Below are 26,526 nucleotides of genomic sequence, written 5' to 3' on the forward strand. Positions count from 1 at the left end.
GGCGCCGCTGCATATCTGGAATGCGATTTCGCAGTGCGATAGCAGGGAAGTGACCGCGTGTGAGAGCCTGTCGTTGGCCATTTCTGCGGGGTTCGGGTAAAGCGACGATAGGAACCGTGGGGGCGTGTTCCCCGCCCCAGTATTTGGAATTGCCTGACCAATGATTGCTCTGGTCCGTATTGCCCTGAGCCGGCCCTACACGTTTGTCGTGCTGGCGCTCCTGCTTCTGATCATCGGACCGCTGGCAGCGCTGCGGACGCCGACCGACATCTTTCCGGACATTCGCATCCCCGTGATCGGCGTGGTCTGGCAGTACACCGGACTGCCGCCCGACCAGATGTCGGGCCGCATCACCACGCCGTTCCAACGGGCGCTGACGACGACCGTCAACGACATCGAGCACATCACGGCCAACTCTTATAACGGCTTTGGCATCATCAAGATCTTCTTCCAGCCCAATGTCGACATCCGCACCGCCAACGCGCAGGTCACCGCGATCTCGCAGACACTGATCAAGCAGATGCCGCCGGGCGCGACGCCGCCCTTGATCCTGAACTACTCCGCCTCGACCGTGCCGATCATTCAGGTGGCGCTGTCTGGCGACGGATTGACCGAGCAGAACCTCGCCGACATCGGCATCAACCAGCTCCGCACCCCGCTCGTCACCGTGCCGGGCGCCGCGATCCCGTATCCGTTCGGCGGCAAGCAGCGCCAGGTTACGATCGACCTCGACCCGACCGCGCTCCAGGCGCGCGGGCTATCAGGCCAGGACGTCGCCAATGCGCTCGCTGCGCAAAACCTGATCACGCCGGTCGGTACCCAGAAGATCGGGACCTTCGAGTACAACATCCAGCTCAACAACTCGCCGCTCAAGATCGACGAGCTCGGCAACCTGCCGATCAGGGCCGTCAACGGCGCGATGGTCTATGTCCGCGACGTCGCGTCCGTGCGCGACGGCAATCCGCCGCAGACCAACATCGTCCATGTCGACGGCAACCGCTCGGTGCTGATGATGGTGCTGAAGGCGGGAGCGACCTCGACGCTCGATATCATCGCCGGCATCAAGCAGAAGGTGATCGACGTCAAGGATCAGCTGCCGGATGCCTTGAAGATCGGCTTCATTGGCGACCAGTCGGTGTTCGTCCGCGGCGCGATCAAAGGCGTCGCGTTCGAGGGCGTGATCGCCGCGCTGCTCACCAGCGTCATGATCCTCTTGTTCCTCGGCAGCTGGCGCTCGACCATCATCATCGCGATCTCGATTCCGCTCTCGGTGCTCGGTGCCATCATCATGCTGTCGGCGATCGGCGAGACGCTGAACATCATGACGCTCGGCGGCCTTGCGCTCGCGGTCGGCATCCTCGTCGACGACGCCACGGTCACTATCGAGAACATCAACTACCATCTCGAACAGGGCAAGCCGGTCGAACAGTCGATCCTCGACGGCGCCAACCAGATCGTGACGCCGGCCTTCGTCTCGCTGCTCTGTATCTGCATCGTGTTCGTGCCGATGTTCTTCCTCTCCGGCGTCGCGCGCTTCCTGTTCGTGCCGATGGCCGAAGCGGTGATGTTCGCGATGATCTGGTCGTTCATCCTGTCGCGCACGCTGGTGCCGACCATGGCGAACTATCTGCTGCAGGCGCATGTCCATCACGAGGGTGAGCCGCCGAAGTCGCGCAATCCCCTCGTCTGGTTCCAGCGCGGTTTCGAGGCCCGTTTCGAACGCATCCGCGGCGGTTACCGCGGGCTGCTGGGCCTGGCGCTGGCGCACCGCGCGGTGTTCGTGATCGGCTTTCTCTGCGCGGTCGGCGCGTCCTTCGCGCTGGTGCCGTTCCTGGGCCGCAACTTCTTCCCCGCGGTGGACGCGGGCAACATCCTGATGCATGTCCGCACCCAGGTCGGCACCCGCGTCGAGGAGACCGCCAACCAGCTCGCCGACGTGCAAAGGGCCGTCCGCAAGCTGATCCCGGGCGAGATCGAGACCATGACCGACAACATCGGCATGCCGATCTCCGGCATCAACATGACCTACAACAACACCGGCTTGATCGGTCCGCAGGACGGCGACATCCAGATCAAGCTCAGGGAAGGCCACAAGCCGACCGAACAGCATGTGAAGGTTCTGCGCGAGCAATTGCCGCGGCTGTTTCCGGGCGTCAGCTTCGCGTTCCTCCCCGCAGACATCGTCAGCCAGATCCTGAATTTCGGCGCCCCGGCGCCGATCGACCTGCAAGTCCGCGGCGCCAATCTCGAAGCCAACTTCGCCTATGCCAACAAACTGCTGGCCAAGGTGCGCCGGATCACCGGCGTTGCCGATGCGCGCATTCAGCAATCGCCGAGCAATCCCACATTCAACATCGATGTCGATCGCACCCGCGCGCAATATGTCGGTCTGACCGAGCGCGACGTCACCAACAGTCTCGTGGTCAATCTTGCCGGCTCCTCGCAGGTCGCGCCGACCTACTATCTCAACCCTGATAACGGCGTGTCCTATTCGATCGTGATGCAGACGCCGCAATACCAGATCGACTCGCTCAGCGCGCTGCAGACGCTGCCGATCACGGCGGCCGGCAATTCGCAGTCGCCGATCCTGGGCGGCATTGCCGACATCAAACGCTCGACCTCGAGCGCGGTGGTGTCGCAATACGACATCCAGTCGATGGTGCAGATATTTGCGACAACGTCGGGCCGCGATCTCGGGGCCGTCTCCAATGACATCCGCCAGCTGATCGCCGACACCGCCAAGGAGGTGCCGAAGGGCTCCTCCGTGGTGCTGCTCGGCCAGGTGCAGACCATGAACAGTGCCTTCACGGGTCTTCTCTTCGGCCTGCTCGGCGCCGTCGTGCTGATCTACTTCCTGATCGTCGTGAACTTCCAGTCCTGGTCCGATCCGTTCGTGATCATCACGGCGCTGCCGGCCGCGCTTGCTGGCATCGTCTGGATGCTGTTCACGACCCAGACGACGCTCTCCGTACCGGCCCTGACCGGCGCCATCATGTGCATGGGCGTCGCCACTGCGAACAGCGTGCTGGTGATCTCCTTTGCACGTGAGCGCTATGAGGAGCTCGGCGATCCCATCGCGGCCGCGCTGGAAGCCGGCTTCGTCCGGTTCCGTCCGGTGCTGATGACCGCGCTCGCCATGATCATCGGCATGGCGCCGATGGCATTGGGGCTCGGCGAGGGTGGCGAGCAGAACGCGCCGCTTGGCCGCGCCGTGATCGGCGGCCTGATCTTTGCAACTTTCGCCACGCTGATGTTTGTTCCCGTGGTGTTCAGTATGGTACACAAGAAACAAGGCGCCAAAGCCGCCGCCCCCTTGGAGACCCCGCATGTCGCCCACTGAACCCCGCTCCCCGGTGTCGCACCGGAAACTGGGCATTTTCGGCGTGGTGGCGCTGATTGCGGCTGGCCTCGTGGTAGGCACCGGCATCCGTGCCCGGGAGGACCAGGGCTCCAAGCTGAAGGAATGGACCGACGACCAGGCCATTTCCAGCGTGGCGGTGACGCTGCCCAACGCCAAGGCGCTCAGTTCTACCATCGACCTGCCGGGCCGGCTCGAAGCCTATTATCGTGCGCCGATCTTCGCGCGCGTCTCCGGCTATCTCAAAAGCTGGAGCGTCGATATTGGGGCCCGCGTCAAGGCAGGGCAGGTGATCGCCGAGATCGAGGCGCCCGATCTCGACCAGCAGCTGTTGCAGGCCCGCGCCGACCTCGCCAGCCAGCAGGCCAGCGCCAGACTGTCCGAGGCCACGCTCAATCGGCGCAAGACGCTGGTCGCCTCCAACTTCGTCTCGGCGCAGGAGATCGACGAGCGCACCGCAGACCTCTCCAACAAGAACGCGGCGGTCAAGTCCGGCCAGGCCAATGTCGAGCGGCTCGAGGCGCTCGCCGGCTACAAGAAGATCACGGTGCCGTTCGACGGGGTGGTGACCTCGCGCGACACCGATGTCGGTGCGCTGATCAATGCCGGCGGCGGCTCGGGGCCGGCGATGTTCGTGGTCTCTGACATCACCAAGCTGCGCGTCTACGTCAACGTGCCCCAGAACTACGTTCCGGCGATCAAGATCGGCGCCAAGGCCACGATTGCGCTGCCGGAATATCCGAACCGGACTTTTCAGGCTACGGTGGAAGCGTCCTCGCAGGCCGTCGATGTCGCCTCGGGCACCACGCGCATGCAGCTCGGTCTCGACAACTCCAGCGGCGAGCTGATGCCTGGCGGCTATGCCAGCGTGAAGTTGCGCCTGCAGCGCGAGTCCGCGCCGCTCAGCATTCCCGCCAGCGCCCTGATATTCAACGGGAGCGGCCTGCGCGTCGCGACCGTCGGCGCCGACGACAAGGTGCAGTTCAAGACCGTGACCATCGCCCGCGATCTCGGCAAGGAGATCGAGCTCGCGTCCGGTATCGCGCCTGATGACCGCGTCATCACGGCGCCGCCGGACGGTCTGTCTGACGGCGACCAGGTGCGCGTCGTCGGCGCAGGCGGCAAGCCAGCGACTGCGTCGGAGAAGCAGCCGCCGAAGGGCTAGGTTCGGTCTTGTAGGATGGGCAAAGGCGCTCTTGCGCCGTGCCCACGTCTTTTCGTCAAATAGGCAAGACGTGGGCACGCTTCGCTTTGCCCACCCTACGGGATCACGCCACGCGCCACTCCGGCACGCCGTCGGCGGCCATCGTGGTCTCACCCAGTGAGTCCACCGGCGTGTGGTCCATGTTCAACAGGTGCGCCAGCGTCGTGCTGTCGTTCGCCGGAATCCGCGCCAGCGTGCGCTGGCCATCTTCCGTCTGCAGCATCACCACGCCGTGCTCCACATCTCCGCCGCGGCCATAGAGCACCGTAAAGCTCTCGACCTTACCCTTGCCCGAGGCCTCCGTGATGAACTCCGGCACCGCACGCTTGTTGCGATCCGCTGCTGCTTGCACACTCGTCTCCTGCGCGAGCGCATCGCGCGGCGGCGCCTTCGCCACGACCAGCCCGTGATGTTTGGTGACGAAGCCGCCCTGGCCGTAGAGCAGGCCGAGCTTGGCGCCGCCGCGGATCCGACGCACCATCGCGCAGGCTGCATGCGTCATGTAAGTGTTGAGCGGTGCGCCGAAGAAGGTGAGGCCGCCGTTCACGGTGGGCTGCACGTCGGCGGAAAGGCCGAGCGTCCGCCGCGCCATCTTCGGCACGCATGGAAAGCAGCTATAGAGTTCGATCGCATCGAACTTTCTGCCGTCTCCGCCTGCAAGATCCATCACGGCCTTCAGCACGGCGTTCTGTGGGTGGCTCTCGAAAAACTGGTCGCGCACGAGATAGTCGGGCGGTTCCTCGGCTGATGCGCCGCCGAGCGGATAGACCAGCTTCTCTTCCGCGATGCCGAGCGCGCGCGCCTTGGCGAGGCTGGTGAGCAGCAGTGCGCCGCCCATGTTGACGCTGGGATTGGCCACCATCAGCTTGTTGTAGGGCCAGGCGATGAGCCGGTTGTCGGCCGTCGGCGTCGTGATCTCTTCAGCGGCATAGCGCCGCTTCAGCCAGGCATTGGGATTTTGCGCGGCGGTTTCCGAATAGCGTGACCACAGCGTTCCCGATTCCGCCAGCGCTTCGCGCGGCGTCTGGCCCCAATGCGCGGAGGAGGCAGCTTCGTAGAATGGATAGACCGTCACGGGGCGAAACACGCCGAGCTTGATGGCGAGCGGCTTCTGGAACGCCGCGCCGCGCTTGGGCTCCGCGACATCATGGGCGAACGGCGTCCATGGCAGCTTGACGCCGGCGCGATCGGCTTTCGTCGCCGTCGATTGCGCTTCGGCGCCGCAGACGGCAGCCACGGTGCACTCACCGCGCGCGATGCGCTTTGCCGCCTCGTGGATGTAGCGGATCGGGCTCTCGCCGCCGACCGGCCCGTAATAGCAATGCGCCGGCGAGACGCCGAGGCGTTGTGCCAGCAGCTTCTCGGGATCGCGATAGCGCCAGCTCAGGAAGTTGACCACGTCGAGCGACTGCACCTCGCCCAGCAGCTTTGCGCCGGCGTCAGCTTCTGCGCGCCGCAAGGCCTGTTCGAGCAGGTCGAGCGGTTCGAGGCCTTCGGTGATCTCCTTGGGGCGGTCGACGATCTCGCCGATGCCGACGATGACAGGGATGCGGTCTTCGGGGATGTTGGTCATTTCTTCTTGCTTCACGTTTCAGATCTTGGGCACGCCGTCGCCCTTCGAGGGCCGCTGAAGTAGCGGCCACCTCCAGCGACAATGGCTTCGCCATTGCGCGGGGGTGACGGCCACGGAGGAAGCGTCATCCTGAGCCATCGAAGGATGGGCCACACACATCATGCTACTCCGCCACCAGCGCGTTCATGTGCTCGACGGCTTCGGCGAACTCTTCCTTGAACTCCTGCACCACGGCGCCCGCCGATTTGACGCTGTCGATCAATCCGACGCCCTGGCCGACGAAGTAGCTGACAAGGTCGCGCGCCTTGGCGTTGCCTGCCGCGGCGGCACGGTCGATGGCGTTGAAGGCGTCGCGGCTGATGATGCTCTGAAGCGGCATCGGCAGAGCGCCCGGGCTTTCGGGCGCACGGTCCCAGGCATCGGTCCAGACCGAGCGAAGCTGCCGCGCCGGCTTGCCGGTGCGGCCCTTCGAGCGGATCGCATCGCGCGACGAGGCCGCGATCATCTTCTCGCGAAAGATCTCGCTGGTCTCGGACTCGACGGTCGCCAGCCAAACCGAGCCGGTCCATGCACCGGCCGCACCCATCGCCATGCAGGCCGCCATTTGTCGGCCTGTCATGATGCCGCCGGCCGCAAGCACCGGCACGTCGCGGATCTCCTTGATCGCTTTGATCACTTCGGGCACCAGCACCATGGTCGAAACCTCGCCGCAATGGCCACCGGCCTCGGTGCCTTGCACGACGAGGATATCGACACCGGCCGCGACCTGGCGCAGCGCGTGCTCCTTGGCACCGACGAGGGCGGCAACCGGCACGTTATGCTTCCTGCCCATCTCGATCATCGCCTTCGGGGGCACGCCGAGCGCATTCGCGATCAACCGTATCGGATGATTGAAGGAGACTTTTAACAGCTCTAGCGCGGTCTCGGCATCGAAGGGTTGCGGCCGGTCGCCGTCCACCTGTGATGTCGTCAGCTCGATATCGTATTTCTTCAGGAGGTCGCGCGTGTAGGCGCGGTGCTGCTGCGGCACGCGCGCTTCCAGGCTCTTCCAGGTGACGTGCTTCTCGCCTGCGGTGGAGATGTTTTCCGGGATCAGCACGTCGATGCCATAGGGTTTGCCGTCGACGTGATCGTCGATCCATTTCAGCTCGCGTTCGAGCGTATCGGGCGTATGCACAGTGGCGCCCAGCACGCCGAAGCCGCCGGCGCGGCTGACCGCGGCAACGACGTCGCGGCAATGGCTGAAGGCGAGCAGCGGGAACTCGATCCCCAGCATGCCGCAGATCGGCGATTTCATGGTCTTCTCCCGGCGGCTTTGGTGTTGCTCTTCGTTTTGCCCTGCGGGGGCCGCTCGACGCCAGCCCTTCGTTGCGGATGATGCCACGCCGGATTCGGGCAAGCATCTTGCGCGCAGGCGTTGCGTCGTGGACGAACCATTCTGATCCGGAAGATGTCGGCCGTGTGGGCCAGATCATCAGGGGCGCAGGCTGGCGACAGCCAGACTGCATGACGCCGGCCTGAGGCCCGCGTGGGGCGCAGAGCCGGTGGGGCTTGCCATCGGCCGTTCGCGGGCTAATTAATGCAGGCGCATCTTTCCGCCGGAGCACCCGCATGACCGATACCCCTTACGTGCCGCCGAAAGTCTGGACCTGGAACAAGGAGAATGGCGGCCAATTCGCCAGCATCAACCGGCCGATCGCTGGCCCCACCCACGACAAGGAGTTGCCGGTCGGCAAGCATCCCTTCCAGCTCTACTCCCTGGCGACGCCGAACGGGGTGAAGGTCACGGTGATGCTGGAGGAGCTCCTGGCACTCGGCCACAAGGGCGCCGAATACGATGCCTGGCTCATCAAGATCGGAAATGGCGACCAGTTCGGCAGCGGCTTCGTCGACATCAATCCGAATTCGAAAATTCCGGCGCTGATGGACCGCTCCGGCCCCGAGCCGATCCGCATCTTCGAGTCCGGCTCGATCCTGTTCTACCTCGCCGAGAAGTTCGGCGCCTTCCTGCCCAAGGATATCAAGGCCCGCACCGAGGCGATGTCCTGGCTGTTCTGGCAGATGGGCAGCGCGCCGTATCTCGGCGGCGGCTTTGGCCATTTCTACGCCTACGCGCCGTTCAAGATCGAGTACGCGATCGATCGCTTCGCGATGGAGGTCAAGCGCCAGCTCGATGTGCTCGACCGGCGCCTTGCCGATAACGAATATCTCGCGGGCAAGGAGTATACGATCGCGGACATGGCCGTGTGGCCCTGGTACGGGGCGCTCGCCAAGGGGCTGGTCTATGGCGCCGGCGAGTTCCTGTCCGTGCAGGACTACAAGAACGTGCAGCGCTGGACCGATCAGATCGCGCAGCGCCCGGCCGTGAAGCGCGGCCGCATGGTCAACCGCGTCTCCGGCGATCCCGCCAGCCAGCTCCACGAGCGCCACGACGCATCCGATTTCGAGACCAAGACGCAGGACAAGGTCGCGCCCGCGACGTAGCAGATCTCGTCCTTCGCCTCGCCCCGCAAGCGGGGCGAGGATGCACCATCAATCCGGTAACATCTCCCCGGATCCACCCAGCTCCGCCGGCAGATCGGCGTATTTCGGCAGGCCATCCCTCACCGATACCATCTTGCTCGCGTAGTTCGCATGCAGGGTTGGCTGGTGCTGGTAGCCCTTCAAGAGATTGGCATAGACGTCGATCAGCCGCATGCGCGGGTGCTCGGTCATGACATGGCCGCCGCAGCGCCTGCAGAATTTACGATAGGAATGCTCGGTCCTGTTGAAGGTCCCGAGCTCCGCTTCTCCTGTGGTGATGCGGACGCTGTCCGACTTCCAAAGGCTGAAGGCATTGATCGGTGCGGCCGACCAGGCCTGGCAATCGGCGCAGTGGCAATAGCCGGCGAAGACCGGCTTGCCCGTAACCTCGACCTCAACGGCGCCGCAGAAACAACCAGCACGGTAGCTTGCGACCGGCTGCTCATGCGCGTCCTCGCCCTCGGCAAGAAGATCGTTGTAGCCAGGATTCTTGCTCATGAAATTGCGGATGAAGTCGCATTCGACGGACAGCTTGCGTCCCTGTGCACGCACCGCCTCAAGCGTGGCGCGGCCGAGCCTGGAGCCGACGCCGCGGCCGCCGAGCTCGGGCGGCACCTCGGTGTGCACCAGCGTGATCGCGCCGTCGCTCTTGCGGTAGGTGACGAAGGCAGCGAGCCCGTCGACATCGAGCTCGAACCGGCTGCGCTCCTCGTTGTCGTGAAAGGGTTCCGGCATCGTCTCGCCCCCTGTGTCAGCTATTTTCCCTTCGTACCTTCAGCCGCCGGAAACACCACGCGGTCGTCGGTGCGACAATAGCGGTCGGCGAACATGCGGCCGATCGGGTGATAGCGGTCCATATGCACCCGCATCGCCTTGTCGTCCCAGAGCTCGTCGCGGATGTGGAAGTGGATGCCTTCACCCAAGATCAGGCGGCGATCGTCATTGACGTCGATCATCTTCCAGAGCTTGCATTCCATCGCCCAGGGCGTATCGGCCAGCCGAGGTACGGCAATCTTGCTTGAGGGCGCAAGTTTCAAGCCGAGATAGTCGGGCTCGCCGACCTCGGGCGGGAAGTCGCCGCTGCTCTCGTGCATGGCCCTGGCGAGCGGCTCGTCGGCGACGTTCACCACGAACTCGCCGGTCTTCTGGATGTTGCGGAAGGTGTCTTTGTCCTGGCCGTTCGGCTTGCGGTTCGCCGCAAACATGCACAGCGGCGGATCCTCGCAGAAGGCGTTGAAGAAACTGAACGGGGCTGCGTTGACGACGCCGGTGGGTCCGACCGAGGTCACCCACGCGATCGGCCGCGGCAGGATGAAGGAGGTCAGCACCTTGTAGCACTCGCGTGGCGTCAGGTCGCTGGCGGCATAATCCATGGTGGCCCCGATGAGATTCTTCCCCTCTTTCCCAAGCGCGAAGCGGGGAAACAACCAGCCTACGCCATGCTCAACTCATGCCGTCCGACCACCATCCAGTGCACCTCGTCCGGACCATCGGCGAAGCGCAGGTGGCGGACGTCCTGGTACATCTCGGCGAGCGGGGTCCAGTGCGAGATGCCGGTGGCGCCATGCATCTGGATTGCCTGATCGATGATCTTGCAGGCGCGCTCGGGCACCATGGCCTTGACCATGGAGACCCAGACACGGGCCTCCTTGTTGCCGAGCACGTCCATCGCCTTGGCGGCCTTCAGCACCATCAGCCGCATCGCCTCGATCTCGCAGCGCGCCTGCGCGATGATCTGCATGTTGCCGCCGAGATGGGCGATCTTCTTGCCGAAGGCTTCGCGGGTGAGGCCCCGCTGCACCATGAGATCGAGCGCCTTCTCGGCCTTGCCGATGGTGCGCATGCAGTGATGGATGCGGCCCGGCCCGAGGCGAAGCTGCGAGATCTCGAAGCCGCGGCCTTCGCCGAGCAGCATGTTCTCCTTCGGCACGCGCACATTGTTGAAGCGCATGTGCATGTGGCCGCGCGGCGCGTGGTCCTGCCCGAACACGTACATGGGCCCGAGCACCTCGACGCCGGGCGTGTCGCGCGGCACCAGGATCTGTGACTGCTGCTTGCTCGGCGCTGCATCCGGATTGGTCTTCACCATCACGATCAGGATCTTGCAGCGGGGGTCGCCGAGGCCGGAGATATAATACTTCTCGCCGTTGATCACCCATTCATCGCCGACGAGCTTTGCGGTCGTCGAGATGTTCTTGGCGTCGGAGGAAGCAACATTCGGCTCGGTCATGACATAGGCGGAGCGGATTTCGCCATTGAGCAGCGGCTTCAGCCACTTCTCCTTCTGCTCCTTGGTGCCGACGCGCTCCAGCACTTCCATATTGCCGGTGTCGGGCGCCGAGCAATTCATGGTCTCGGACGCGAGCGGGCTCTTGCCGAGCTCGGCGGCGATATAGGCGTAGTCGAGATTCTTCAGGCCCTGGCCGGTCTCGTCATCGGGCAGGAAGAAATTCCAGAGGCCTTCCTTCTTGGCCTTGTTCTTGGCGGCCTCGAGCACCTCGAGCTGCTTCGGCGTAAAACTCCAGCGATCCTCTTTGCCTTCGCCGGCCTTGGCGAACTCGATCGACATCGGCTCGACCGTCTCGCGGATGAACTTCTTGACGTGATCGTAGAGCGGCCGGACCTGATCGGACATCCTGAGGTCATTGAGCTCATCGCCCGGGTTGAGCGCATAGTTGGTGGTGCGGGGAATGTAGGTGTGCTTTGTCATTGTTCCTCCCGGAGGCGCTGAGATCGTGTTGGCCGGGAGAATAGTCGCAGCGCCGCGAAAGTGCGAGCGGGTATTTTTCCGCGCGAGCCATGCCATGCGATGGAATTTCGCGGGACGTTTGAAATGTTGTTTGAATGACGGCAGGGACGTGACGTGGATAGAGCACGGACCGGTGCCCAGGATCCCGTCATTGCGAGCGCAGCGAAGCAATCCAGAATCTTACCGCGGCGGCAGTCTGGATTGCTTCGTCGCAAGTGTTCCTCGCAATGACGAGCAGAGTACGGCACGCCTCAGCTCGGCATCCGATGCATCGCGCAGATCTTGTTGCCGTCGAGGTCGCGCAAATAGGCGAGATAGAGCTTGTTCCCCGCGCCCTCGCGGATGCCGGGTGGATTCTCGATCGGCGTTCCGCCAGCGGCGACACCGGCGGCGTGCCACTTGTCGACCTGCTCGGGTGAGTTGGCGGCAAAGCCGATGGTGCCGCCGTTCGCGCAGGTCGCCGGCTCGCCGTTGATCGGCTTGGTCACCGAGAACACACCAGTCTTGGTGAAGTAGAAGATGCGATGGCCGTCGACCTTGGCCGGGCGTACCTCGAGCGTGCTGAGCAGGTTGTCGTAGAACGCCTTGGCCTTGTCGAGGTCGTTGGTGCCGATCATGATGTGCGAGAACATTTGCCCACTCCCCTCAGAGTTGTAGCCCGGATGGAGCGCCGCGCAATCCGGGTCTTGCTTGCTTTTTGGAAGTCCCGGATTGCGCGGCGCTCCATCCGGGCTACGAAATCTCAAAACGCCGTATAGCCGCCGTCGATCACGAACGTATCCGCGGTGTGATACGACGACGCCTTGCTCATCAGATAGACGGCGATGCCGCCGAAATCGCTGGCCTCGCCGAAGCGCCGCATCGGAATCCGCGGCATCACGTTGGCGACGAATTTTTCGTTGGCCATGATGCCCGCCGTCATGTCGCTCTTGATCCAGCCAGGCAGGATCGCATTCGCGGTGACGCCGTGGCGGGCGAGCTCGACGCCGAGCGCGCGCACCAGCGCGTTGATGGCGGCTTTCGTCGCGGCATAATGTTCGTTGCGCGCGGTGCCGAAGATCGAGGCGAGGCTCGAGGTGGCGACCAGCCGGCCGAAGGGATCGCCCGCATTGGCGCGATCGGTCATGTGCTTCGCGGCCGCCTGGAAGGCGTGGAACACGCCGTCGAGATTGGTCGCAAACATCGTGCGCCATTCTTCTTCGGTGCGTTCGATGAATGACCTGCGGCCACCGCCGCCGATGCCGGCGTTGGCGAAGCAGCCGTCGACCCGGCCAAACGTGTCGAGCGTCGCCTTCATCGCGGCATTGACTGACGCGGCATCCGTGACGTCGCAGACGCGGCTGTCGACCTTGCCCGACAGTCCTGCCATGCTCGCGGCAGCGGCCTTGTTCTTGTCAGCATTGCGGCCCCAGATCGAGACGTTGCAGCCCTGGCCCGCGAGCGCCTGCGCGATGCCGAGCCCGATGCCGCCATTGCCGCCGGTGATCACGGCGACGCGGCCAGTGAGGTCGAAAAGATTCATGGCGCGTTTCCTGTTTTTGGCAAGACGTCTTGGGTATGCGGCGCATCAGCCGCTGCGCGCAAGATTGCTTGCTATGCTGCGATCACCATGGACAAGACCGCGCCAAAAATCAAATATGCGCCCCGGCAATGCTAATTCCGGTCTGCGAAACTGACGCCGGCCGCAACTGACGAGGAAACGATGCAGTTCAAACACGTCACGCTCGAATTCGATGGCTCGGTCGCGATCCTCAAGCTCGACCATCAGGAGGTGATGAACGCGGTCTCTGTGGATATGCTGGGCGGTCTTTCCGAGGCGCTCGACGCGATCGAGGAGAAGAAGGACGAGGTGCGCTGTGTCGTGCTGACCGGCGCAGGCCGAGCGTTCTGCACGGGTGCGAATCTGCAGGGCCGCAACAACCAGTCGAAGAAGACCAAGGCCGGCCTGACGCTGGAGACCGGCTTTCATCCGTTCCTGCGCCGTATCCGCAATCTGCATTGTCCGATCGTCACCGCGGTCAACGGCCCGGCCGCGGGTGCCGGCATGAGCTTTGCGCTGCTCGGCGACATGATCTTGTGCGCGCGTTCCTCCTATTTCCTGCAAGCCTTCCGGCGCATCGGCCTCGTGCCGGATTGTGGCTCGACCTGGCTGTTGCCGCGTCTGATCGGCAAGGCGCGCTCGATCGAGTTGTCGTTGATGGGCGAGCGGCTCCCGGCCGAGAAGGCGCTGGAATGGGGCCTCGTCAATCGCGTCTATGATGACGGCGTGCTGATGGAAGAGGCGATGAAGCTCGCACGCGAGCTTGCCAGCGGCCCGACGGTCGCACTGTCGCTGATCCGCAAGCTCTATTGGGACAGCCCGGAAAACTCCTTCGAGGAGCAGCTCAATCTCGAATTCCAGTGCCAGCTCCGCGCCGGCGATACGCAGGATTTCCGCGAGGGCGTCGGCGCGTTCCTGGAGAAGCGGCCCGCGCAGTTCAAAGGCAAATGATCGAGACGGAGCTTTCCCGCAGCGTTCAGCGCTGGTGTCGAGGTGCGACCGGCGTCACCGGCGCGGCAAAACTGTCCGGTGGTGCCAGCCAGGAGACCTGGCGTTTCGATATCACGCATCCCGACGGCCCGATCGGTGCAATTCTGCGCCGCTCGCCGAAGGGCTATGGCGCGGCGCCGACGCGGGCCGCGGGGCTCGCGGCCGAAGCGCAGCTGATGCAACTAGCCTTCGAGGCTGGCGTGCCGTCGCCGCGCGTGATGCATGTGTTGACGCCGGATGACGATCTCGGCACTGGCTTCATCATGCAGCGGGTCGAGGGCGAGACCATCGCCCGCAAGATTCTTCGCGATGACGAATTCGCCGCAGCGCGGCCACTGCTCGCGCGGCAGATCGGCGGCGTGCTTGCGGGCCTGCACCAACTGCCGCAGGACAAGCTGCCCGAGCTGCGCAGCAGGTCGGCGACGCAGGAGATCTCCGAGTTCGATCGCGACTATCGCAGCCTGAACTGGCCAAAGCCCGTGTTCGAGCTTGCACTGCGCTGGCTGCGCGACCATGATCCCGGCCCATCGACTGAAGTGACGCTGGTGCACGGCGATTTCCGCAACGGCAATCTCATCATCGGCGCCGACGGCGTCCGTGCCGTGCTGGACTGGGAGCTCGCTCATCTCGGCGATCCCATGGAGGATCTCGGCTGGGTCTGCGTGAACTCCTGGCGCTTTGGCGAGATCGACAAGCCCGTCGGCGGCTTTGGCTCACGCGAAGAGCTCTTTGCCGGCTACGAGGCTGCCGGCCGCAAGGTCGATGCAGCGCGCGTCAAGTTCTGGGAAGTGATGGGGACGCTACGCTGGGGCATCATGTGCGGCGGCATGATGCAGCGCTTCCGCGAGGGGCCGGACCATTCCATGGAGCGCGCCATGATCGGGCGCCGTGCATCCGAGACCGAGATCGATCTCTTACGGCTGCTCGCGCCGCGGGGAGGATAGGCAATGCAGGACGAACCGACCCCGATCGAGCTGACCAAGGCGGTCGCCGATTTCCTCCGCAGCGACATCACGCCGCTGATCTCGGGCCATCAGGCGTTCAAGCTGCGGGTGGCGATCAACATCCTCGATCTTGTCACGCGGCAACTGACACAGGAGGAGGGGAGTGATGCGAGGGAAGTGGAACGGCTGCGTGCGCTGCTCGGTGTCGAGGGCTCGGTGACGGAGTTGAACCGCGCTCTCGCGGAGCGTATCGCCAGGGGCGAGGTCGATCTCGCAACGCCGGGGCTGGCCGAGCATCTGTGGGCGACCACGATGGACAAGCTTGCGGTCGATCAGCCGAATTACGCGTCTTACAAGCGAGAGCTATCGCGAGGCGGCTAGGCCTCTTCTCGTCATTGCGAGGAGCTCGCGACAAAATTGCGAAGCAATTTTGCGCTGATGCGACGAAGCAATCCAGACTGCTTCCGCAGATGATTTTTCTGGATTGCTTCGCTGCGCTCGCAATGACGAGCTGAGCTACTTTCCCACCCACTTCGGTGGCCGCTTCTCCGAAAACGCCTTCGGGCCTTCGATGTAATCCTGCGAGGCCACCATCGCCTTCACGGCCGGATATTCGCGCTGCTCCTCGATCGCTTGCTCCAGCGATACCGCAAGCCCCTTCCGGATGGTTTGCTTCGAAGCGCGGATCGACATCGGCGAGTTCTTGGTAATCATCTCGGCCCAGCGCAGCGCGCCGGCGAGTGCCTCGCCCTGCGGGACCACCTCGTTGACGAAGCCGATCTCATGGCCTTCCTTGGCGCTGACATGGCGCGCGGTGAGGATCATGCCCATGGCGCGCTTCAGGCCGATCTGGCGCGGCAAGCGGTGCAGGCCGCCGGCAAGTGCGGCAAGGCCGACGCGCGGCTCGGGCAGGGCGAAGGTTGCGTTCTCCGAGGCGATGATGAGGTCGCAGGCCAGCGCTATTTCGAAGCCGCCGCCCATGGCGACGCCATTGACCGCGGCGATGATCGGCTTGTCACAGTCGAAGCGCGAGGTAAGGCCGGCAAAGCCTCCCTTGTCCCAGCCACGCTTGCCGCCCGCGGCCTGCCACTTCAAGTCGTTGCCGGCGCAGAACGCCTTGTCGCCGGCGCCGGTGACGACCGCGACCCACTGTTCCGGATCGGCGGCGAAATCGTCAAAAACCTTGTTGAGTTCGAAATGCGCATCGATGTGCAGCGCGTTGTAGACCTCAGGTCGCGACAGCGTGATGATCGTGACCGGTCCCTTGCGTTCCACCTTTGAGAATTTCAGCTCCATCGTGCGCTCCCGCATTTTCTCGTAAAGGAATATCGGCGTCATACTACCGCGCGTCAGCGTCACAACACCATCGAATTGCGGGGGTGCGCCTTGCGCTTCTCACGCGCCTGGGCTCGCTTGACTTGCGCGCGCTCTTCTCACCTTAATCGTGTGAAGCAGAAACGCGCCTAGCGCCTTAACGCAAAACGATAAAATCAGCCCGGGAGAGCACCGTGGATTTCTCATTGCCTGTCGATCTCGTCGCCTATCTCGGAGAGCTCGATCGTTTCATCGAGCGCGAGATCAAGCCGCTGGAACAGGCCGACGACAACATTCGCTTCTTCGATCACCGCCGCGAATGGGCGCGCACCGATTTCGAGAATGGCGGCCTGCCGCGGCATGAATGGGAAGCGCTGCTGCGCAAGGCAAAGGATCTCGCAGATGCCGCCGGTCATTTGCGCTTCCCGGTGCCCAAGCAATATGGCGGCAAGGACGGCTCCAATCTCTGGATGGCCGTGATCCGCGAGCATTTTGCGGCGAAGGGCCTCGGCCTGCACAACGACCTCCAGAACGAGCACTCGATCGTCGGCAATTTTCCTGTCGTCACCATGCTCGACCGCTACGGCCGCGACGATCAGAAGGCGATGATCGACGGCTCGATCAAGGGCAAGTATCGCATCACCTTTGGCCTCACCGAGCCGCATCACGGCTCCGACGCGACCCACATGGAAACGCGGGCGGTGCCTGTCGTCAGAGACAACGTCAAGGGCTGGATCATCAACGGCGAGAAGATGTGGACGACCGGCATGCACGTCGCCACGCATTGCGCGCTGTTCGCGCGTACGTCGGGCAATGACGGCGATGCCCGCGGCATCACCTGCTTCCTGGTGCCGGCCAAGAGCCACGGCGTGAAGGTCGAGGAATATATGTGGACCTTCAACATGCCGACCGACCATCCGCGCGTCAGCTTTACGGATGTGTTCGTGCCTGAGGATGCGCAGTTCGGCGAAGTCGGCCGCGGCCTGTCGCTGGCGCAATGCTTCGTGCATCAGAACCGCATCCGCCAGGCGGCGAGCTCGCTGGGCGCGGCCGTCTACTGCATCAACGAGAGCGTCAAATACGCACGCGAGCGAAAGCCGTTCGGCAAGGCGCTCGCCGAGAACCAGGCGATTCAGTTCCCGCTGGTCGAGCTTGCCACGCAAGCCGAGATGCTGCGTCTGTTGATCCGCAAGACCGCCTGGGAGATGGACCAGCTTACCGAGGAGCAGATCGAGCGCACGCTCTCGGACCGCGTCTCGATGTGCAACTACTGGGCAAACCGCCTCTGCTGCGAATCCGCCGACCGCGCCATGCAGGTCCACGGCGGCATGGGCTATTCACGCCACAAGCCGTTCGAGCATATCTACCGCCACCACCGCCGCTACCGCATCACCGAAGGCAGCGAGGAGATCCAGATGCGCAAGGTGGCGGGGTTCTTGTTCGGGTATATGGGGCCCGGGAAGCACTGAAGCTTGCACCGGTCCCGCAGGGTGGGCAAAGCGAAGCGTGCCCACCACTCGCCATTGCGGAGAGAGATGGTGGGCACGGCGCTTCGCGCCTTTGCCCACCCTACGGCACCGTGGATCAATTTACCCTTCTATCCTTCCCCGCCCAATATGGCTCGCGCAATTGCCGCCGCAGGATCTTGCCTGATGGATTCCTCGGCAATGCCGGCAGAAACTCCACGCTCTTCGGCGTCTTGAATCCGGCGATGCGTTCGCGGGTGAAGTTGATGATGTCGGTGGCGGTTGCCTCTTTGCCTGGCTTCATCACCACGACGGCCTTCACCGCCTCGCCCCATTTATCGTCCGGCACGCCGATCACGGCGGCTTCGGCGACATCAGGATGATCGCACAGCGCGCTCTCCACTTCGGCGGGATAGATGTTCTCGCCGCCGGAGATGATCATATCCTTGATGCGGTCGTGGATGTAGAGGTAGCCGTCTTCATCCATGTAGCCGGCGTCGCCCGTGCGCAGCCAGCCGTCGCCGCGCAATGTTGAGGCGGTCGCCTCTGGCAGATTCCAGTAGCCGGCCATGTTGGAGCCCGAGCGCGTCGCGATCTCGCCGACCTGGCGCGGCGGCAGCGGTTTGCCGTCAGCATCCAAAATCGCGATCTCGACGCCCGGCAGCGCCTTGCCGGCCGAGCGCATCCGCTCGAGCCCCTCGACGTGATCCTCCGGCGGCAGCGCGACGATGGTGCCGGTCGTTTCGGTCATGCCGTACATCTGCACGAAGCCGCATTTGAAGACCTCGATGCATTCCTTCAGCAGCGCCGCTGGAATCGGCGAGGCGCCGTACAGCATGTATTTCAGCCTGGAGAAATCGACTGTCTTGGCGCGTGGCTGCCGCACCACGAACTGCATAGCAGCCGGCACCATGAAGAGTTTCGTAATGCCCGACTGCTCGAAGAAGTCCAGCACCTTGGTCGGATCGAACTCGCGCGCGATGACGCCGCGGGCGCCGTGATAGAGCCCCATCACGCCCCAGCCTGAGCCGCCGATATGGAAGATCGGCATCGCGACCAGTGACACGTCGTCCGTCGACCACCGGTTCCACTCCGGCTTGTCCTCGGCATTGCCTGTCTGCACGAGGTTGAGGAAGTTCGCGTGGCTCAGCATCGCGCCCTTCGGCTTGCCTGTGGTGCCTGACGTATAAAGCTGGATCGCGATGTCCTTGGTATCGATCGGCACCTTCGGATCGTCGCCGTTCTGCGCATCGCGCCACGCGGCAAAATCCTGCCATTCCGGTGCGCCGCCCTCGGTGGTGATGATAGTGCGTACGCCGGGAAGCTGGTCCTTGATCTGGCGGACCTGGGTGATGAACTCCGGCCCGACGAACTGTACGGGCGCCTTGCAGTCGGCGACGATAAAGGCGACCTCGGGTCCGGCGAGACGCCAGTTCACCGGCGCCATCACGACGCCGGCCTTCATCGCGCCCATCAGCAGCTCGAAGTAGAGGTCGCTGTTCTTGCCGAGATAGGCGATGCGGTCGCCCTTCTTTACGCCCATCGCTACAAGCGCGTTGGCGACCTTATTGGTCTTGATATCGAACTCGGCAAAGCTGGTCACGCGGCCCTCGAACTCGTAGGCAGTGGCGTTGCCGCGGCTCATCGCGCGCTCGCGCACCATGTCGGCGAGGTTCGCCAATGGCTGTGTAGACATGTCTCTCCCGTGGTGTTTTGTCTTTATGCGGGGAGTTTGGCGTTATCGGCGGGTGAAGACAAGATGGGGGCCCCGCTGTCGTCCTGGCTTTTGCCAGGACGACAGCGGAGAGAGCAGCTACCCACGCTTCGCCCGGTCCTTCTCGTTCTGTGCCATGATACTCTCGCGCGCGGTCTTCCAGTCGTCGTCGCTCCAGTCGCGCAGCTGGTAGAAATTGCCGCCCATCGCCAGCGCCTGGGCGCCGTCCATGGCGATGGTCTCACCGGTGATCCAGTTGCAGCCGCCGGAGATCAGGAACACGGCGAGGTTCTGCAGTTCCTCCATGGTGCCGACGCGGCCCATCGGATTCATCGCCTTGGTGCGCGCGCCGGCCTCGTCGCCGGGCTTGATGCGCTTGCTCATGCCCTCGGTCGGGATCTCGCCCGGCGCGATGGTGTTGAGGCGGATGCCGTAGCGGCCCCATTCGGTCGCCAGCGACATCGTCATGGCGTGGATCGCCGACTTGCTCATCGCCGACGGCACCACATAGGGCGAGCCGTTGCGCACCCAGGTCACGGTGATCGAGACGACGTTGCCCGGCTGCTTCAACGCGATCCAGCGCTTGCCGACCGCCTGGGTCACGTAGAACGTGCCGTGCATGACGATGTTGGCGACGGCATCGAAGCCGCGCGGCGAGAGCTCTTCCGTGCGCGAGATGAAATTGCCGGCGGCGTTGTTGATGAGATCGGTCAGCGGCGCCTCGCGAAAGATGTTATCGATCATCTCCTCGACCGCCAGCGCGTTGCGGATGTCGACACCATGGCTGGTGACGCGGCCGCCATACTCACCCATCAGCTCGATCGCGGTCTCGTCGCAGACGATCTTGCGGCGTCCGCAGATGTGCACCTCGGCGCCGAGCTCGAGGAAGCGAGCCGCCATCGATTTGCCGAGCCCTGTGCCGCCGCCGGTCACGAGAATGCGCCGCCCAGCCAGAAGATTTTCCTTGAACATGGCTGTTTCTCCCGTACGGATTGTAAGTTAATTGGTCGATTGACTAAATCCGGCCGTCAGCCTTCTGTAAAGCGGCACCGAACAAGAAAAGGGAGAATTCATCCATGGAAGAGCGCGTCTCGATCTCGATCTTGGAAGGCGTCGCCGACGTGCGCCTGGTGCGCGCGGACAAGATGAATGCACTCGATCAGGCCATGTTCGAGGCCCTTGTTGCGGCAACCGAGCGTCTTTCGAAGGAAAAAGGCGTGCGCGTCGTCGTGCTGTCGGGTGAAGGCCGCGCCTTCTGCGCCGGTCTCGACATGGGGCGTTTCGCCGCCATGAAGGAGAAGGGCGGCAACGGAATTCCGGGTGGCGAAAATCGCGATCTCGCCAAGCGCACGCATGGCCAGGCCAACTTCCCGCAACAAGCGGTGTGGGGCTGGCGCCAGCTTCCGGTTCCCGTGATCGCGGCCGTGCACGGCGTTGCCTTCGGCGGCGGCTTTCAGCTCTCGCTCGGCGCCGACATGCGTTTCCTTAGCCCCGATGCGCGGATGTCGGTGATGGAAATCAAATGGGGACTCGTGCCTGACATGGCGGGCACGCCGATCCTGGCGAGCCTCGTGCGCGACGACATCCTGCGCGATCTCACCTACACGGGGCGCATCTTCTCCGCGCAGGAGGCGATGGCTTACGGCCTCGCCACCCGCATCTGCGATGATCCGCGCGCTGCGGCGCTCGAAGTCGCGCGCGAGATCGCCGGCAAGAGCCCCGATGCGATCCGTGCCGCGAAGCGGCTGCTGAACAATCTCTCGGTCGATCCGGGGCCGGCGCTGCTTGCGGAGTCGATCGAGCAGCAGAAGCTGATCGGCAGCCCGAACCAGACCGAAGCGGTGCGCTCCAATCTGGAGAAGCGCGCAGCGAAGTATGCGGATTAAGTTCGTCATTCCGGGATGCGCCGTAGGCGCAGGCCCGGAATCCATCGGGCCGCACGGTCCGCTGTGAAATGGATTCCGGGTTCGATGCTGCGCATCGCCCCGGAATGACTGCCTGAATAGCAGTTGCCTCTCTCAACCCGACGAAAGATCGGACAACAAAAATGAGCGAAACGTCCAACTTCCTCGGCATCGTCTCCGGTGAGCGCCGCCGCACCCACGCCGAAGTCGCTGATCGCGCCGACCGCGTCGCCTCCGGCCTCGCCAAGATCGGTGTCAAGCAAGGCGATTGCGTCTGCATGTTGATGCGCAACGACATCGCCTTCCTCGAGGCCGCCTACGCCGCGATGCGGCTGGGCGCCTATGGCGTGCCGATCAACTGGCACTTCAAGCCGGAGGAGATCAATTACATCCTCGGCGACACCGGCACCTCCGTGCTGATCGGACATGCCGACATGCTGCACGCTTTGCGTGACGCGATTCCGAGAGGCGTCACCGTTCTCAGCGTGCCGACGCCGCCGGAAATCCTGAAGACCTACAAGATCGATCCCGATCACCTCGAGACGCCGGACTTCGCGATCGATTTCGAATCCTGGCTCGCGCAATTCCAGCCCTATGACGGCCCGGTCGTGCCGCAGCCGATGAACATGATCTACACGTCAGGCACGACGGGTCATCCCAAGGGCGTGCGGCGCAATGCGCCGACGCCGGAACAGCAGGCCGCCGGCGAGCGCATGCGGGCGATGATCTACGGCTTGAAGCCCGGTGCCCGCGCCATCCTGCCGGGTCCGCTCTATCACTCCGCGCCGAACTCGTTCGGCATCCGCTCCGGCAAGCTTGGCGGCGCACTGGTCTTGATGCCGCGCTTCGAGGCGGAAGAGTTTCTGGAGCTGATCGAGCGCTACAAGATCGATACCATCTTCATGGTGCCGACCATGTTCATACGCCTGATGAAGCTGCCGGAGGAGACCCGCAAGAAGTACGACGTCTCCTCGCTGCGCCACATCATTCACGCCGCAGCGCCCTGTCCGGCCGACGTCAAGCGCGCCATGATCGAATGGTGGGGGCCGGTGATCTATGAATTCTACGGCTCGACTGAATCGAGTGCCGTGACCTTCGCGACATCAGAGGATGCGCTGAAGAAGCCGGGTACGGTCGGCAAGATCTCGCCCGGCGCCGAGCTGCGCTTCATCGGCGACGACGGAAGCGTGCTCGGCGTCGGCGAAATCGGCGAGATCTATTCCCGCATGCGTGAAATGGCCGACTTCACCTATCACAACAAGCCGGAGAAGCGCGCCGAGATCGACCGCGACGGTTTCATCACCTCGGGCGACGTCGGCTACATCGACGAAGACGGCTACGTCTTCATCTGCGACCGCAAGCGCGACATGGTGATATCGGGCGGCGTGAACATCTATCCGGCCGAGATCGAGTCGGTGCTGCACGCCGTCCCGGGCGTGCATGATTGCGCCGTGTTCGGCATCCCCGATGCCGAGTTCGGCGAGGCGCTGATGGCGGTGGTCGAGCCCCAACCTGACGTCGCGCTCGGTGTCGCCGACATCCGTGCGCGACTGAAGGGCTCGCTCGCCGATTACAAGGTGCCGAAGCATATCGAGATCCGCTCGGGCCTGCCGCGCGAGGACTCCGGAAAAATCTTCAAGCGCCGCCTGCGCGATCCCTATTGGGAGCAGGCGGGGCGGAAGATCTGAAGGCCGTGTCCCCGGGATGGAGCCAAGCTCTAAAACGCTATGCCCTAGACCAGCTCCCCGCCAACGAACAGCAGGAACGACCGGCCCGGCACCTTGTAGACGCTGTCGAACTCGAACCGCGCGCCGGATGCGCCATCGGCGGCATTGGTGTCGAGCAGCAGTGACCAGCACGGTCCGGCCGTGGTGTGCGGCAGCTTGAAGTCGACCTCGCCCGCATAGCTGTTGAGGATGATGAGCACGCTGTCGTCCTCGCCATGGCGCGGGATGGCTGTTTTGCGCGCCCGGCCGTCGAGCATGGCGCCGAAGCATTTCAGCCAGCCGTTTTCCCATTCGTCGCTCGACATCTCGCTGCCATTGGCATTGACCCAGACGACGTCGCGGATGTCGAGCTGCGCGTCATGTGCGCCGGTGAGGAAGCGGCTGCGGCGCAGGATCGGATAGTCTCGTCTCAGCTGGATCACCCGCTTGGTGAAGTCGAGCAGCTTTTGCGCGTCCTCGCCCATGTTCCAGTCGAACCAGGAGATATCGCTGTCCTGGCAATAGGCGTTGTTGTTGCCCTGTTGGGTCCGGCCAAACTCGTCGCCGCCGAGCAGCATCGGCGTTCCCTGCGAGAGCAGCAGCGTTGCCAGCATGTTTCGCTTCTGCCGCTCGCGCAGCGCAATGACATCCTTGTTGTCGGTCGGGCCTTCGACGCCGCAGTTCCAGGAGCGGTTGCTGGAGTTGCCGTCGCGGTTGCCCTCGCCATTGGCTTCGTTGTGCTTGTCGTTGTAGCTCGCCCAATCATTCAGCGTGAAGCCGTCATGAGCCGTGATGAAGTTGACGCTGGCCCATGAGCGCCGGCCGCCCCAGCGGCCGAAGATGTCGCCCGAGCCAAGCAGCCGCGAGGCCAGCGCGGACGGCGGCGCCTCGCCGCGCCAATAATCGCGTACCGTGTCGCGATATTTGTCGTTCCACTCGGCCCAGCCGGGCGGGAAGCCGCCGACCTGATAGCCGCCGGGTCCGCAGTCCCAGGGCTCGGCGATCAACTTGACGGTCGAGAGCAGCGGATCCTGATCCATCGCCTTCAGGAATCCGCTCTGCTCGTCGAAGCCGTAGACCTCGCGCGCGAGAATGGTGCCGAGATCGAAGCGGAAGCCGTCGATATGCATATGGCCGGCCCAGTAGCGCAAGCTGTCCATCACCATCTGGATCACGCGCGGATGGGACAGGTTGACGGTGTTTCCGGTACCGGTGTCGTTGATGTAATAGCGCTTCAGGTCGGGCAGGAGGCGATAATAGCTCGCATTGTCGATGCCCTTGAAGGACAGCGTCGGCCCGAGCTCGTTGCCTTCGGCGGTGTGGTTGTAGACGACGTCGAGGAACACCTCGAGCCCGGCGCCGTGCAGCTTCGAGACCATCTCCTTGAACTCGCGCAGGCTGTTCGGCACGTCCGATGCATAGCGAGGGTCGGGCGCGAAGAAGCCGATGGTGTTGTAGCCCCAGTAATTGACCAGGTTCTTCTTCAGAAGATTGTCGTCGTTGATGAAGGAATGGACCGGCAGCAGCTCGATCGAGGTCACGCCGAGCGATGTTAGATGCGCGATCATTTCGGGCGCCGCGAAGCCGGCATAGGTGCCGCGCAGGTTTTCCGGCACGGCAGGATGCTTCTTGGTGAAACCCTTGACGTGGGTCTCGTAGACGATGGTCTCGTCCCAATGAACGTTCTGACGGGCCGCCTCGGCCTGCCAGTCGAAATCAGGATCGACCACGACGCATTTCGGCATGAACGGCGCACTGTCGCGTTCGTCGAAGGTCGTGTCGTCGCCGGTCTCCATGATGTAGCCGAACACCGCCGGATTCCAGGTCAAGCTCCCGGCATGTGCGCGGGCATAGGGATCGAGCAGCAGCTTGTTGGGATTGAAGCGGTGACCGGCGTCGGGTTGATAGGGCCCATAGACGCGGTAGCCGTAAAAGGTGCCGGGGCCGACGCCGGCGATATAGCCGTGGAAGACCTGGTCGGTATATTCCGGCAGCTCGAAGCGATGCGTCTCGCGATCGCCGTCGTAGAAGCAGACTTCCACCTTGGTGGCGTTGGCTGAAAACACCGCGAAATTGGTGCCGTTGCCGCTCCAATGGGCACCCAGCGGATAAGGCAGGCCTTCCTCGATGACGAAATCGGACATTGAAGCCCCCAGCCAATAGCGACCGCCTCAGCAACGCCATTGGCTTCCGAATGTTTCAGGCGGCCGGCATATTCTGCCTGGTGCGTGCGTCAGTTCGATGAAGCGGAAGTACACCCGCGCGACGCTCGCTCCTTCCAGCCTCAAAACTGACGATCGACGACGCACCCTCGCGGTCTTGCCGCAGCCCGGGTGCAGAAGAAAATCCAACGTTCACAGCAAGCTGTAGCCGATCTGATGCACGTATGGGTAGAGTTATTTGATCGGCTCGGCTACGCTGTCGCTCCCATTTCATCCGGTCCCGATATTCATGCCATCGTTTCGTCCCGGCTTCTTCGAGGTCCCTCATGCGGCCGTCTACGCCCTCATGACCGTGACGGTGCTCGCGTCGGGGTTTTGCTTCATCCAGGCGGGCGGTCCGGCGGCGCCGGCGGAATTGCTGTATCGTTACGGCGGCATGTATTCGGGCGCCATCGCGCGGCATGAGTATTGGCGCCTGCTCGCCTATGGCTTCCTGCACGTCAATTTCGTCCACCTCACCATGAACATGCTGTGCCTGGTCCTGTGGGGCGGGCATCTCGAGCGGCGGATCGGACCGGCTTACTTCCTCATCATCTATCTCTGCGCGATGGTGTTCGGCGCGATCATCGGCAATGGTATCCATTCCACCCCTTATTTGACGGTCGGCGCGTCCGGCGCCACGTCGGGCATCCTGGGTGCGCTGCTTTGCCTGTGGATCCTCGGCAAGCTCGACGTCGGGTTCGACTTCTTCGCGATCAACATCGGATTGAACATCGCGTTTGCGCTCGGCAATTCGCGGATCGACTGGGGGGTCCATCTCGGCGGGTTTGCGGCCGGACTGATCGCCTGCGCCGTGCTTGATATCATCGAGAAGGCGAACTCCTGGGCGCTTCGCTGCAAGTTTCCCGAAGCCGTGAAGGTCAATCTGACCCTGCTTGCCTGCGTTGCTGCGCTGTGGGCCTGGAGCGGCCAGGCTCAAGCCATCGCCGCCGCGCCCGGATGGGGCCTGGTCATCATCATCGTGGTCGCATGTTGCGCCGTCGTGAAGATGGTTGATCTCGCACTCTCCATGAAGAAGGGTCTTGCGATCGTCGTGACGGTGTCGGCCGCAGCGAATGCTGTTGCTGTAATGCTTTCCGGTTGGGCGCTGGGATCGTCTTGCAGTCCGCGCTGGCCAACTGGATCAATTCCGCTCGATAATTTTCTTGTCATATTCTGCCCAAATCCTGTTCTGATCTCGGGACTGGCCGCGATTGGCGTCGCCGCGCTGACGCTTTGGCTTTGCGCGAAGGAGATTTCGCGCGGGATCGAGGATGTCGGGTTTGTCGGCACGTCGCTGCGTGCCGAACGCAGCCGGCGTCATGGACTATGACCTCCGA

At 63.5% G+C, this 26,526-nt stretch carries 21 protein-coding genes; 10 read left to right on the forward strand and 11 right to left on the reverse strand.

Annotated elements, in window-relative coordinates; translation table 11 throughout:
- The first annotated feature begins 160 nt into the window (after window positions 1–160).
- Window positions 161–3,340 (forward strand): efflux RND transporter permease subunit, encoded by a 3,180-nt coding sequence (locus L6637_RS11195; RefSeq protein ID WP_237870610.1) that lies wholly within the window; start codon window positions 161–163, stop codon window positions 3,338–3,340.
- The gene (locus tag L6637_RS11200) at window positions 3,327–4,523 is read left to right on the forward strand and encodes an efflux RND transporter periplasmic adaptor subunit (RefSeq protein ID WP_237870612.1); all 1,197 of its coding nucleotides are present in this window, start codon (window positions 3,327–3,329) and stop codon (window positions 4,521–4,523) included. Before L6637_RS11195 ends, L6637_RS11200 begins: the two co-directional genes overlap by 14 nt.
- Window positions 4,524–4,626: 103 nt before the next feature.
- On the opposite strand, the gene L6637_RS11205 is transcribed toward L6637_RS11200, so the two are convergent.
- Together L6637_RS11205 and L6637_RS11210 are read right to left on the reverse strand one after the other, a co-directional pair.
- Complete coding sequence (locus L6637_RS11205) at window positions 4,627–6,135, reverse strand: acetyl-CoA acetyltransferase (protein WP_237870716.1); 1,509 nt, start codon at window positions 6,133–6,135, stop codon at window positions 4,627–4,629.
- A gap of 163 nt (window positions 6,136–6,298) precedes the next feature.
- Window positions 6,299–7,432: a nitronate monooxygenase gene (locus L6637_RS11210; protein WP_237863738.1), complete on the reverse strand. Its 1,134-nt coding sequence runs from the start codon at window positions 7,430–7,432 to the stop codon at window positions 6,299–6,301.
- Window positions 7,433–7,746: 314 nt separating this feature from the next.
- Here L6637_RS11210 and yghU point away from each other — a divergent pair, with 314 nt between their 5' ends.
- Entirely contained in the window at window positions 7,747–8,619 is an 873-nt protein-coding gene (gene yghU / locus L6637_RS11215; protein ID WP_237863739.1) for a glutathione-dependent disulfide-bond oxidoreductase, read from the forward strand.
- Window positions 8,620–8,667: 48 nt separating this feature from the next.
- Here yghU and L6637_RS42580 read toward each other — a convergent pair whose 3' ends face one another.
- The 5 genes from L6637_RS42580 to L6637_RS11245 all read right to left on the reverse strand — a co-directional run bounded on the left by L6637_RS42580 (window position 8,668) and on the right by L6637_RS11245 (window position 12,929).
- The gene (locus L6637_RS42580; protein WP_338076552.1) at window positions 8,668–9,393 is read right to left on the reverse strand and encodes an N-acetyltransferase; all 726 of its coding nucleotides are present in this window, start codon (window positions 9,391–9,393) and stop codon (window positions 8,668–8,670) included.
- Window positions 9,394–9,413: 20 nt separating this feature from the next.
- Window positions 9,414–10,031 (reverse strand): flavin reductase family protein, encoded by a 618-nt coding sequence (locus L6637_RS11230; RefSeq protein ID WP_237870614.1) that lies wholly within the window; start codon window positions 10,029–10,031, stop codon window positions 9,414–9,416.
- A gap of 59 nt (window positions 10,032–10,090) precedes the next feature.
- Window positions 10,091–11,368, reverse strand: a complete 1,278-nt coding sequence (locus L6637_RS11235) for an acyl-CoA dehydrogenase family protein (RefSeq protein ID WP_237863740.1) — start codon at window positions 11,366–11,368, stop codon at window positions 10,091–10,093.
- Between the two features lie 290 nt (window positions 11,369–11,658).
- Window positions 11,659–12,039, reverse strand: coding sequence for a VOC family protein (locus tag L6637_RS11240; protein WP_237863741.1), 381 nt, complete (start codon window positions 12,037–12,039; stop codon window positions 11,659–11,661).
- Between the two features lie 110 nt (window positions 12,040–12,149).
- Complete coding sequence (locus tag L6637_RS11245; protein WP_237870616.1) at window positions 12,150–12,929, reverse strand: SDR family NAD(P)-dependent oxidoreductase; 780 nt, start codon at window positions 12,927–12,929, stop codon at window positions 12,150–12,152.
- A gap of 180 nt (window positions 12,930–13,109) precedes the next feature.
- Here L6637_RS11245 and L6637_RS11250 point away from each other — a divergent pair, with 180 nt between their 5' ends.
- From L6637_RS11250 to L6637_RS11260, 3 genes are read left to right on the forward strand one after another with little or no spacing between them, the layout of a single operon-like run.
- Window positions 13,110–13,898, forward strand: a complete 789-nt coding sequence (locus L6637_RS11250; protein WP_237870618.1) for an enoyl-CoA hydratase/isomerase — start codon at window positions 13,110–13,112, stop codon at window positions 13,896–13,898.
- Complete coding sequence (locus L6637_RS11255) at window positions 13,895–14,881, forward strand: phosphotransferase family protein (protein ID WP_237863744.1); 987 nt, start codon at window positions 13,895–13,897, stop codon at window positions 14,879–14,881. The genes L6637_RS11250 and L6637_RS11255 overlap by 4 nt, the downstream gene beginning before the upstream one ends.
- Before the next feature lie 3 nt (window positions 14,882–14,884).
- On the forward strand, window positions 14,885–15,262 hold the full coding sequence (locus tag L6637_RS11260) for a DUF6285 domain-containing protein (RefSeq protein WP_237870620.1): 378 nt from the start codon (window positions 14,885–14,887) through the stop codon (window positions 15,260–15,262).
- A 135-nt stretch (window positions 15,263–15,397) separates the two neighbouring features.
- Here the strand turns inward: L6637_RS11260 and L6637_RS11265 are convergent, their stop codons facing one another.
- The gene (locus L6637_RS11265) at window positions 15,398–16,177 is read right to left on the reverse strand and encodes an enoyl-CoA hydratase-related protein (RefSeq protein ID WP_237870622.1); all 780 of its coding nucleotides are present in this window, start codon (window positions 16,175–16,177) and stop codon (window positions 15,398–15,400) included.
- A 212-nt stretch (window positions 16,178–16,389) separates the two neighbouring features.
- Here L6637_RS11265 and L6637_RS11270 point away from each other — a divergent pair, with 212 nt between their 5' ends.
- Window positions 16,390–17,664: an acyl-CoA dehydrogenase family protein gene (locus tag L6637_RS11270; RefSeq protein WP_237863747.1), complete on the forward strand. Its 1,275-nt coding sequence runs from the start codon at window positions 16,390–16,392 to the stop codon at window positions 17,662–17,664.
- Window positions 17,665–17,779: 115 nt separating this feature from the next.
- Here L6637_RS11270 and L6637_RS11275 read toward each other — a convergent pair whose 3' ends face one another.
- Both L6637_RS11275 and L6637_RS11280 read right to left on the reverse strand, forming a co-directional pair.
- Window positions 17,780–19,357, reverse strand: a complete 1,578-nt coding sequence (locus L6637_RS11275; protein WP_237870636.1) for a fatty acid--CoA ligase — start codon at window positions 19,355–19,357, stop codon at window positions 17,780–17,782.
- 117 nt (window positions 19,358–19,474) lie between these two features.
- Window positions 19,475–20,347 carry an SDR family oxidoreductase gene (locus L6637_RS11280; protein WP_237863749.1) on the reverse strand — a complete coding sequence of 291 codons (873 nt, stop codon included), beginning with the start codon at window positions 20,345–20,347 and terminating at the stop codon, window positions 19,475–19,477.
- Window positions 20,348–20,451: 104 nt separating this feature from the next.
- On the opposite strand from L6637_RS11280, the gene L6637_RS11285 reads away from it, so the two are divergent.
- Window positions 20,452–21,261 carry a crotonase/enoyl-CoA hydratase family protein gene (locus tag L6637_RS11285; RefSeq protein WP_237870638.1) on the forward strand — a complete coding sequence of 270 codons (810 nt, stop codon included), beginning with the start codon at window positions 20,452–20,454 and terminating at the stop codon, window positions 21,259–21,261.
- 161 nt (window positions 21,262–21,422) lie between these two features.
- On the forward strand, window positions 21,423–22,967 hold the full coding sequence (locus L6637_RS11290) for an acyl-CoA synthetase (RefSeq protein ID WP_237870640.1): 1,545 nt from the start codon (window positions 21,423–21,425) through the stop codon (window positions 22,965–22,967).
- A gap of 44 nt (window positions 22,968–23,011) precedes the next feature.
- Here the strand turns inward: L6637_RS11290 and glgX are convergent, their stop codons facing one another.
- Window positions 23,012–25,129 (reverse strand): glycogen debranching protein GlgX, encoded by a 2,118-nt coding sequence (glgX, locus tag L6637_RS11295; RefSeq protein WP_237870643.1) that lies wholly within the window; start codon window positions 25,127–25,129, stop codon window positions 23,012–23,014.
- A gap of 307 nt (window positions 25,130–25,436) precedes the next feature.
- Between glgX and L6637_RS11300 the strand changes: the two genes are divergently transcribed.
- The gene (locus L6637_RS11300; protein WP_237870645.1) at window positions 25,437–26,519 is read left to right on the forward strand and encodes a rhomboid family intramembrane serine protease; all 1,083 of its coding nucleotides are present in this window, start codon (window positions 25,437–25,439) and stop codon (window positions 26,517–26,519) included.
- Window positions 26,520–26,526: the final 7 nt, after the last annotated feature.

Source organism: Bradyrhizobium zhengyangense (assembly GCF_022012435.1).
Taxonomy (GTDB): domain Bacteria; phylum Pseudomonadota; class Alphaproteobacteria; order Rhizobiales; family Xanthobacteraceae; genus Bradyrhizobium; species Bradyrhizobium zhengyangense.

What these genes read in the sequence shown, in the direction of transcription:
- L6637_RS11195 (WP_237870610.1), top strand. Translation starts at nt 161, where the DNA reads ATGATTGCTCTGGTCCGTATTGCCCTGAGCCGGCCCTACACGTTTGTC.
- L6637_RS11200 (WP_237870612.1), top strand. Translation starts at nt 3,327, where the DNA reads ATGTCGCCCACTGAACCCCGCTCCCCGGTGTCGCACCGGAAACTGGGC.
- L6637_RS11205 (WP_237870716.1), bottom strand. Translation starts at nt 6,135, where the DNA reads ATGACCAACATCCCCGAAGACCGCATCCCTGTCATCGTCGGCATCGGC.
- L6637_RS11210 (WP_237863738.1), bottom strand. Translation starts at nt 7,432, where the DNA reads ATGAAATCGCCGATCTGCGGCATGCTGGGGATCGAGTTCCCGCTGCTC.
- yghU (WP_237863739.1), top strand. Translation starts at nt 7,747, where the DNA reads ATGACCGATACCCCTTACGTGCCGCCGAAAGTCTGGACCTGGAACAAG.
- L6637_RS42580 (WP_338076552.1), bottom strand. Translation starts at nt 9,393, where the DNA reads ATGCCGGAACCCTTTCACGACAACGAGGAGCGCAGCCGGTTCGAGCTC.
- L6637_RS11230 (WP_237870614.1), bottom strand. Translation starts at nt 10,031, where the DNA reads ATGGATTATGCCGCCAGCGACCTGACGCCACGCGAGTGCTACAAGGTG.
- L6637_RS11235 (WP_237863740.1), bottom strand. Translation starts at nt 11,368, where the DNA reads ATGACAAAGCACACCTACATTCCCCGCACCACCAACTATGCGCTCAAC.
- L6637_RS11240 (WP_237863741.1), bottom strand. Translation starts at nt 12,039, where the DNA reads ATGTTCTCGCACATCATGATCGGCACCAACGACCTCGACAAGGCCAAG.
- L6637_RS11245 (WP_237870616.1), bottom strand. Translation starts at nt 12,929, where the DNA reads ATGAATCTTTTCGACCTCACTGGCCGCGTCGCCGTGATCACCGGCGGC.
- L6637_RS11250 (WP_237870618.1), top strand. Translation starts at nt 13,110, where the DNA reads ATGCAGTTCAAACACGTCACGCTCGAATTCGATGGCTCGGTCGCGATC.
- L6637_RS11255 (WP_237863744.1), top strand. Translation starts at nt 13,895, where the DNA reads ATGATCGAGACGGAGCTTTCCCGCAGCGTTCAGCGCTGGTGTCGAGGT.
- L6637_RS11260 (WP_237870620.1), top strand. Translation starts at nt 14,885, where the DNA reads ATGCAGGACGAACCGACCCCGATCGAGCTGACCAAGGCGGTCGCCGAT.
- L6637_RS11265 (WP_237870622.1), bottom strand. Translation starts at nt 16,177, where the DNA reads ATGGAGCTGAAATTCTCAAAGGTGGAACGCAAGGGACCGGTCACGATC.
- L6637_RS11275 (WP_237870636.1), bottom strand. Translation starts at nt 19,357, where the DNA reads ATGTCTACACAGCCATTGGCGAACCTCGCCGACATGGTGCGCGAGCGC.
- L6637_RS11280 (WP_237863749.1), bottom strand. Translation starts at nt 20,347, where the DNA reads ATGTTCAAGGAAAATCTTCTGGCTGGGCGGCGCATTCTCGTGACCGGC.
- L6637_RS11285 (WP_237870638.1), top strand. Translation starts at nt 20,452, where the DNA reads ATGGAAGAGCGCGTCTCGATCTCGATCTTGGAAGGCGTCGCCGACGTG.
- L6637_RS11290 (WP_237870640.1), top strand. Translation starts at nt 21,423, where the DNA reads ATGAGCGAAACGTCCAACTTCCTCGGCATCGTCTCCGGTGAGCGCCGC.
- glgX (WP_237870643.1), bottom strand. Translation starts at nt 25,129, where the DNA reads ATGTCCGATTTCGTCATCGAGGAAGGCCTGCCTTATCCGCTGGGTGCC.
- L6637_RS11300 (WP_237870645.1), top strand. Translation starts at nt 25,437, where the DNA reads ATGCCATCGTTTCGTCCCGGCTTCTTCGAGGTCCCTCATGCGGCCGTC.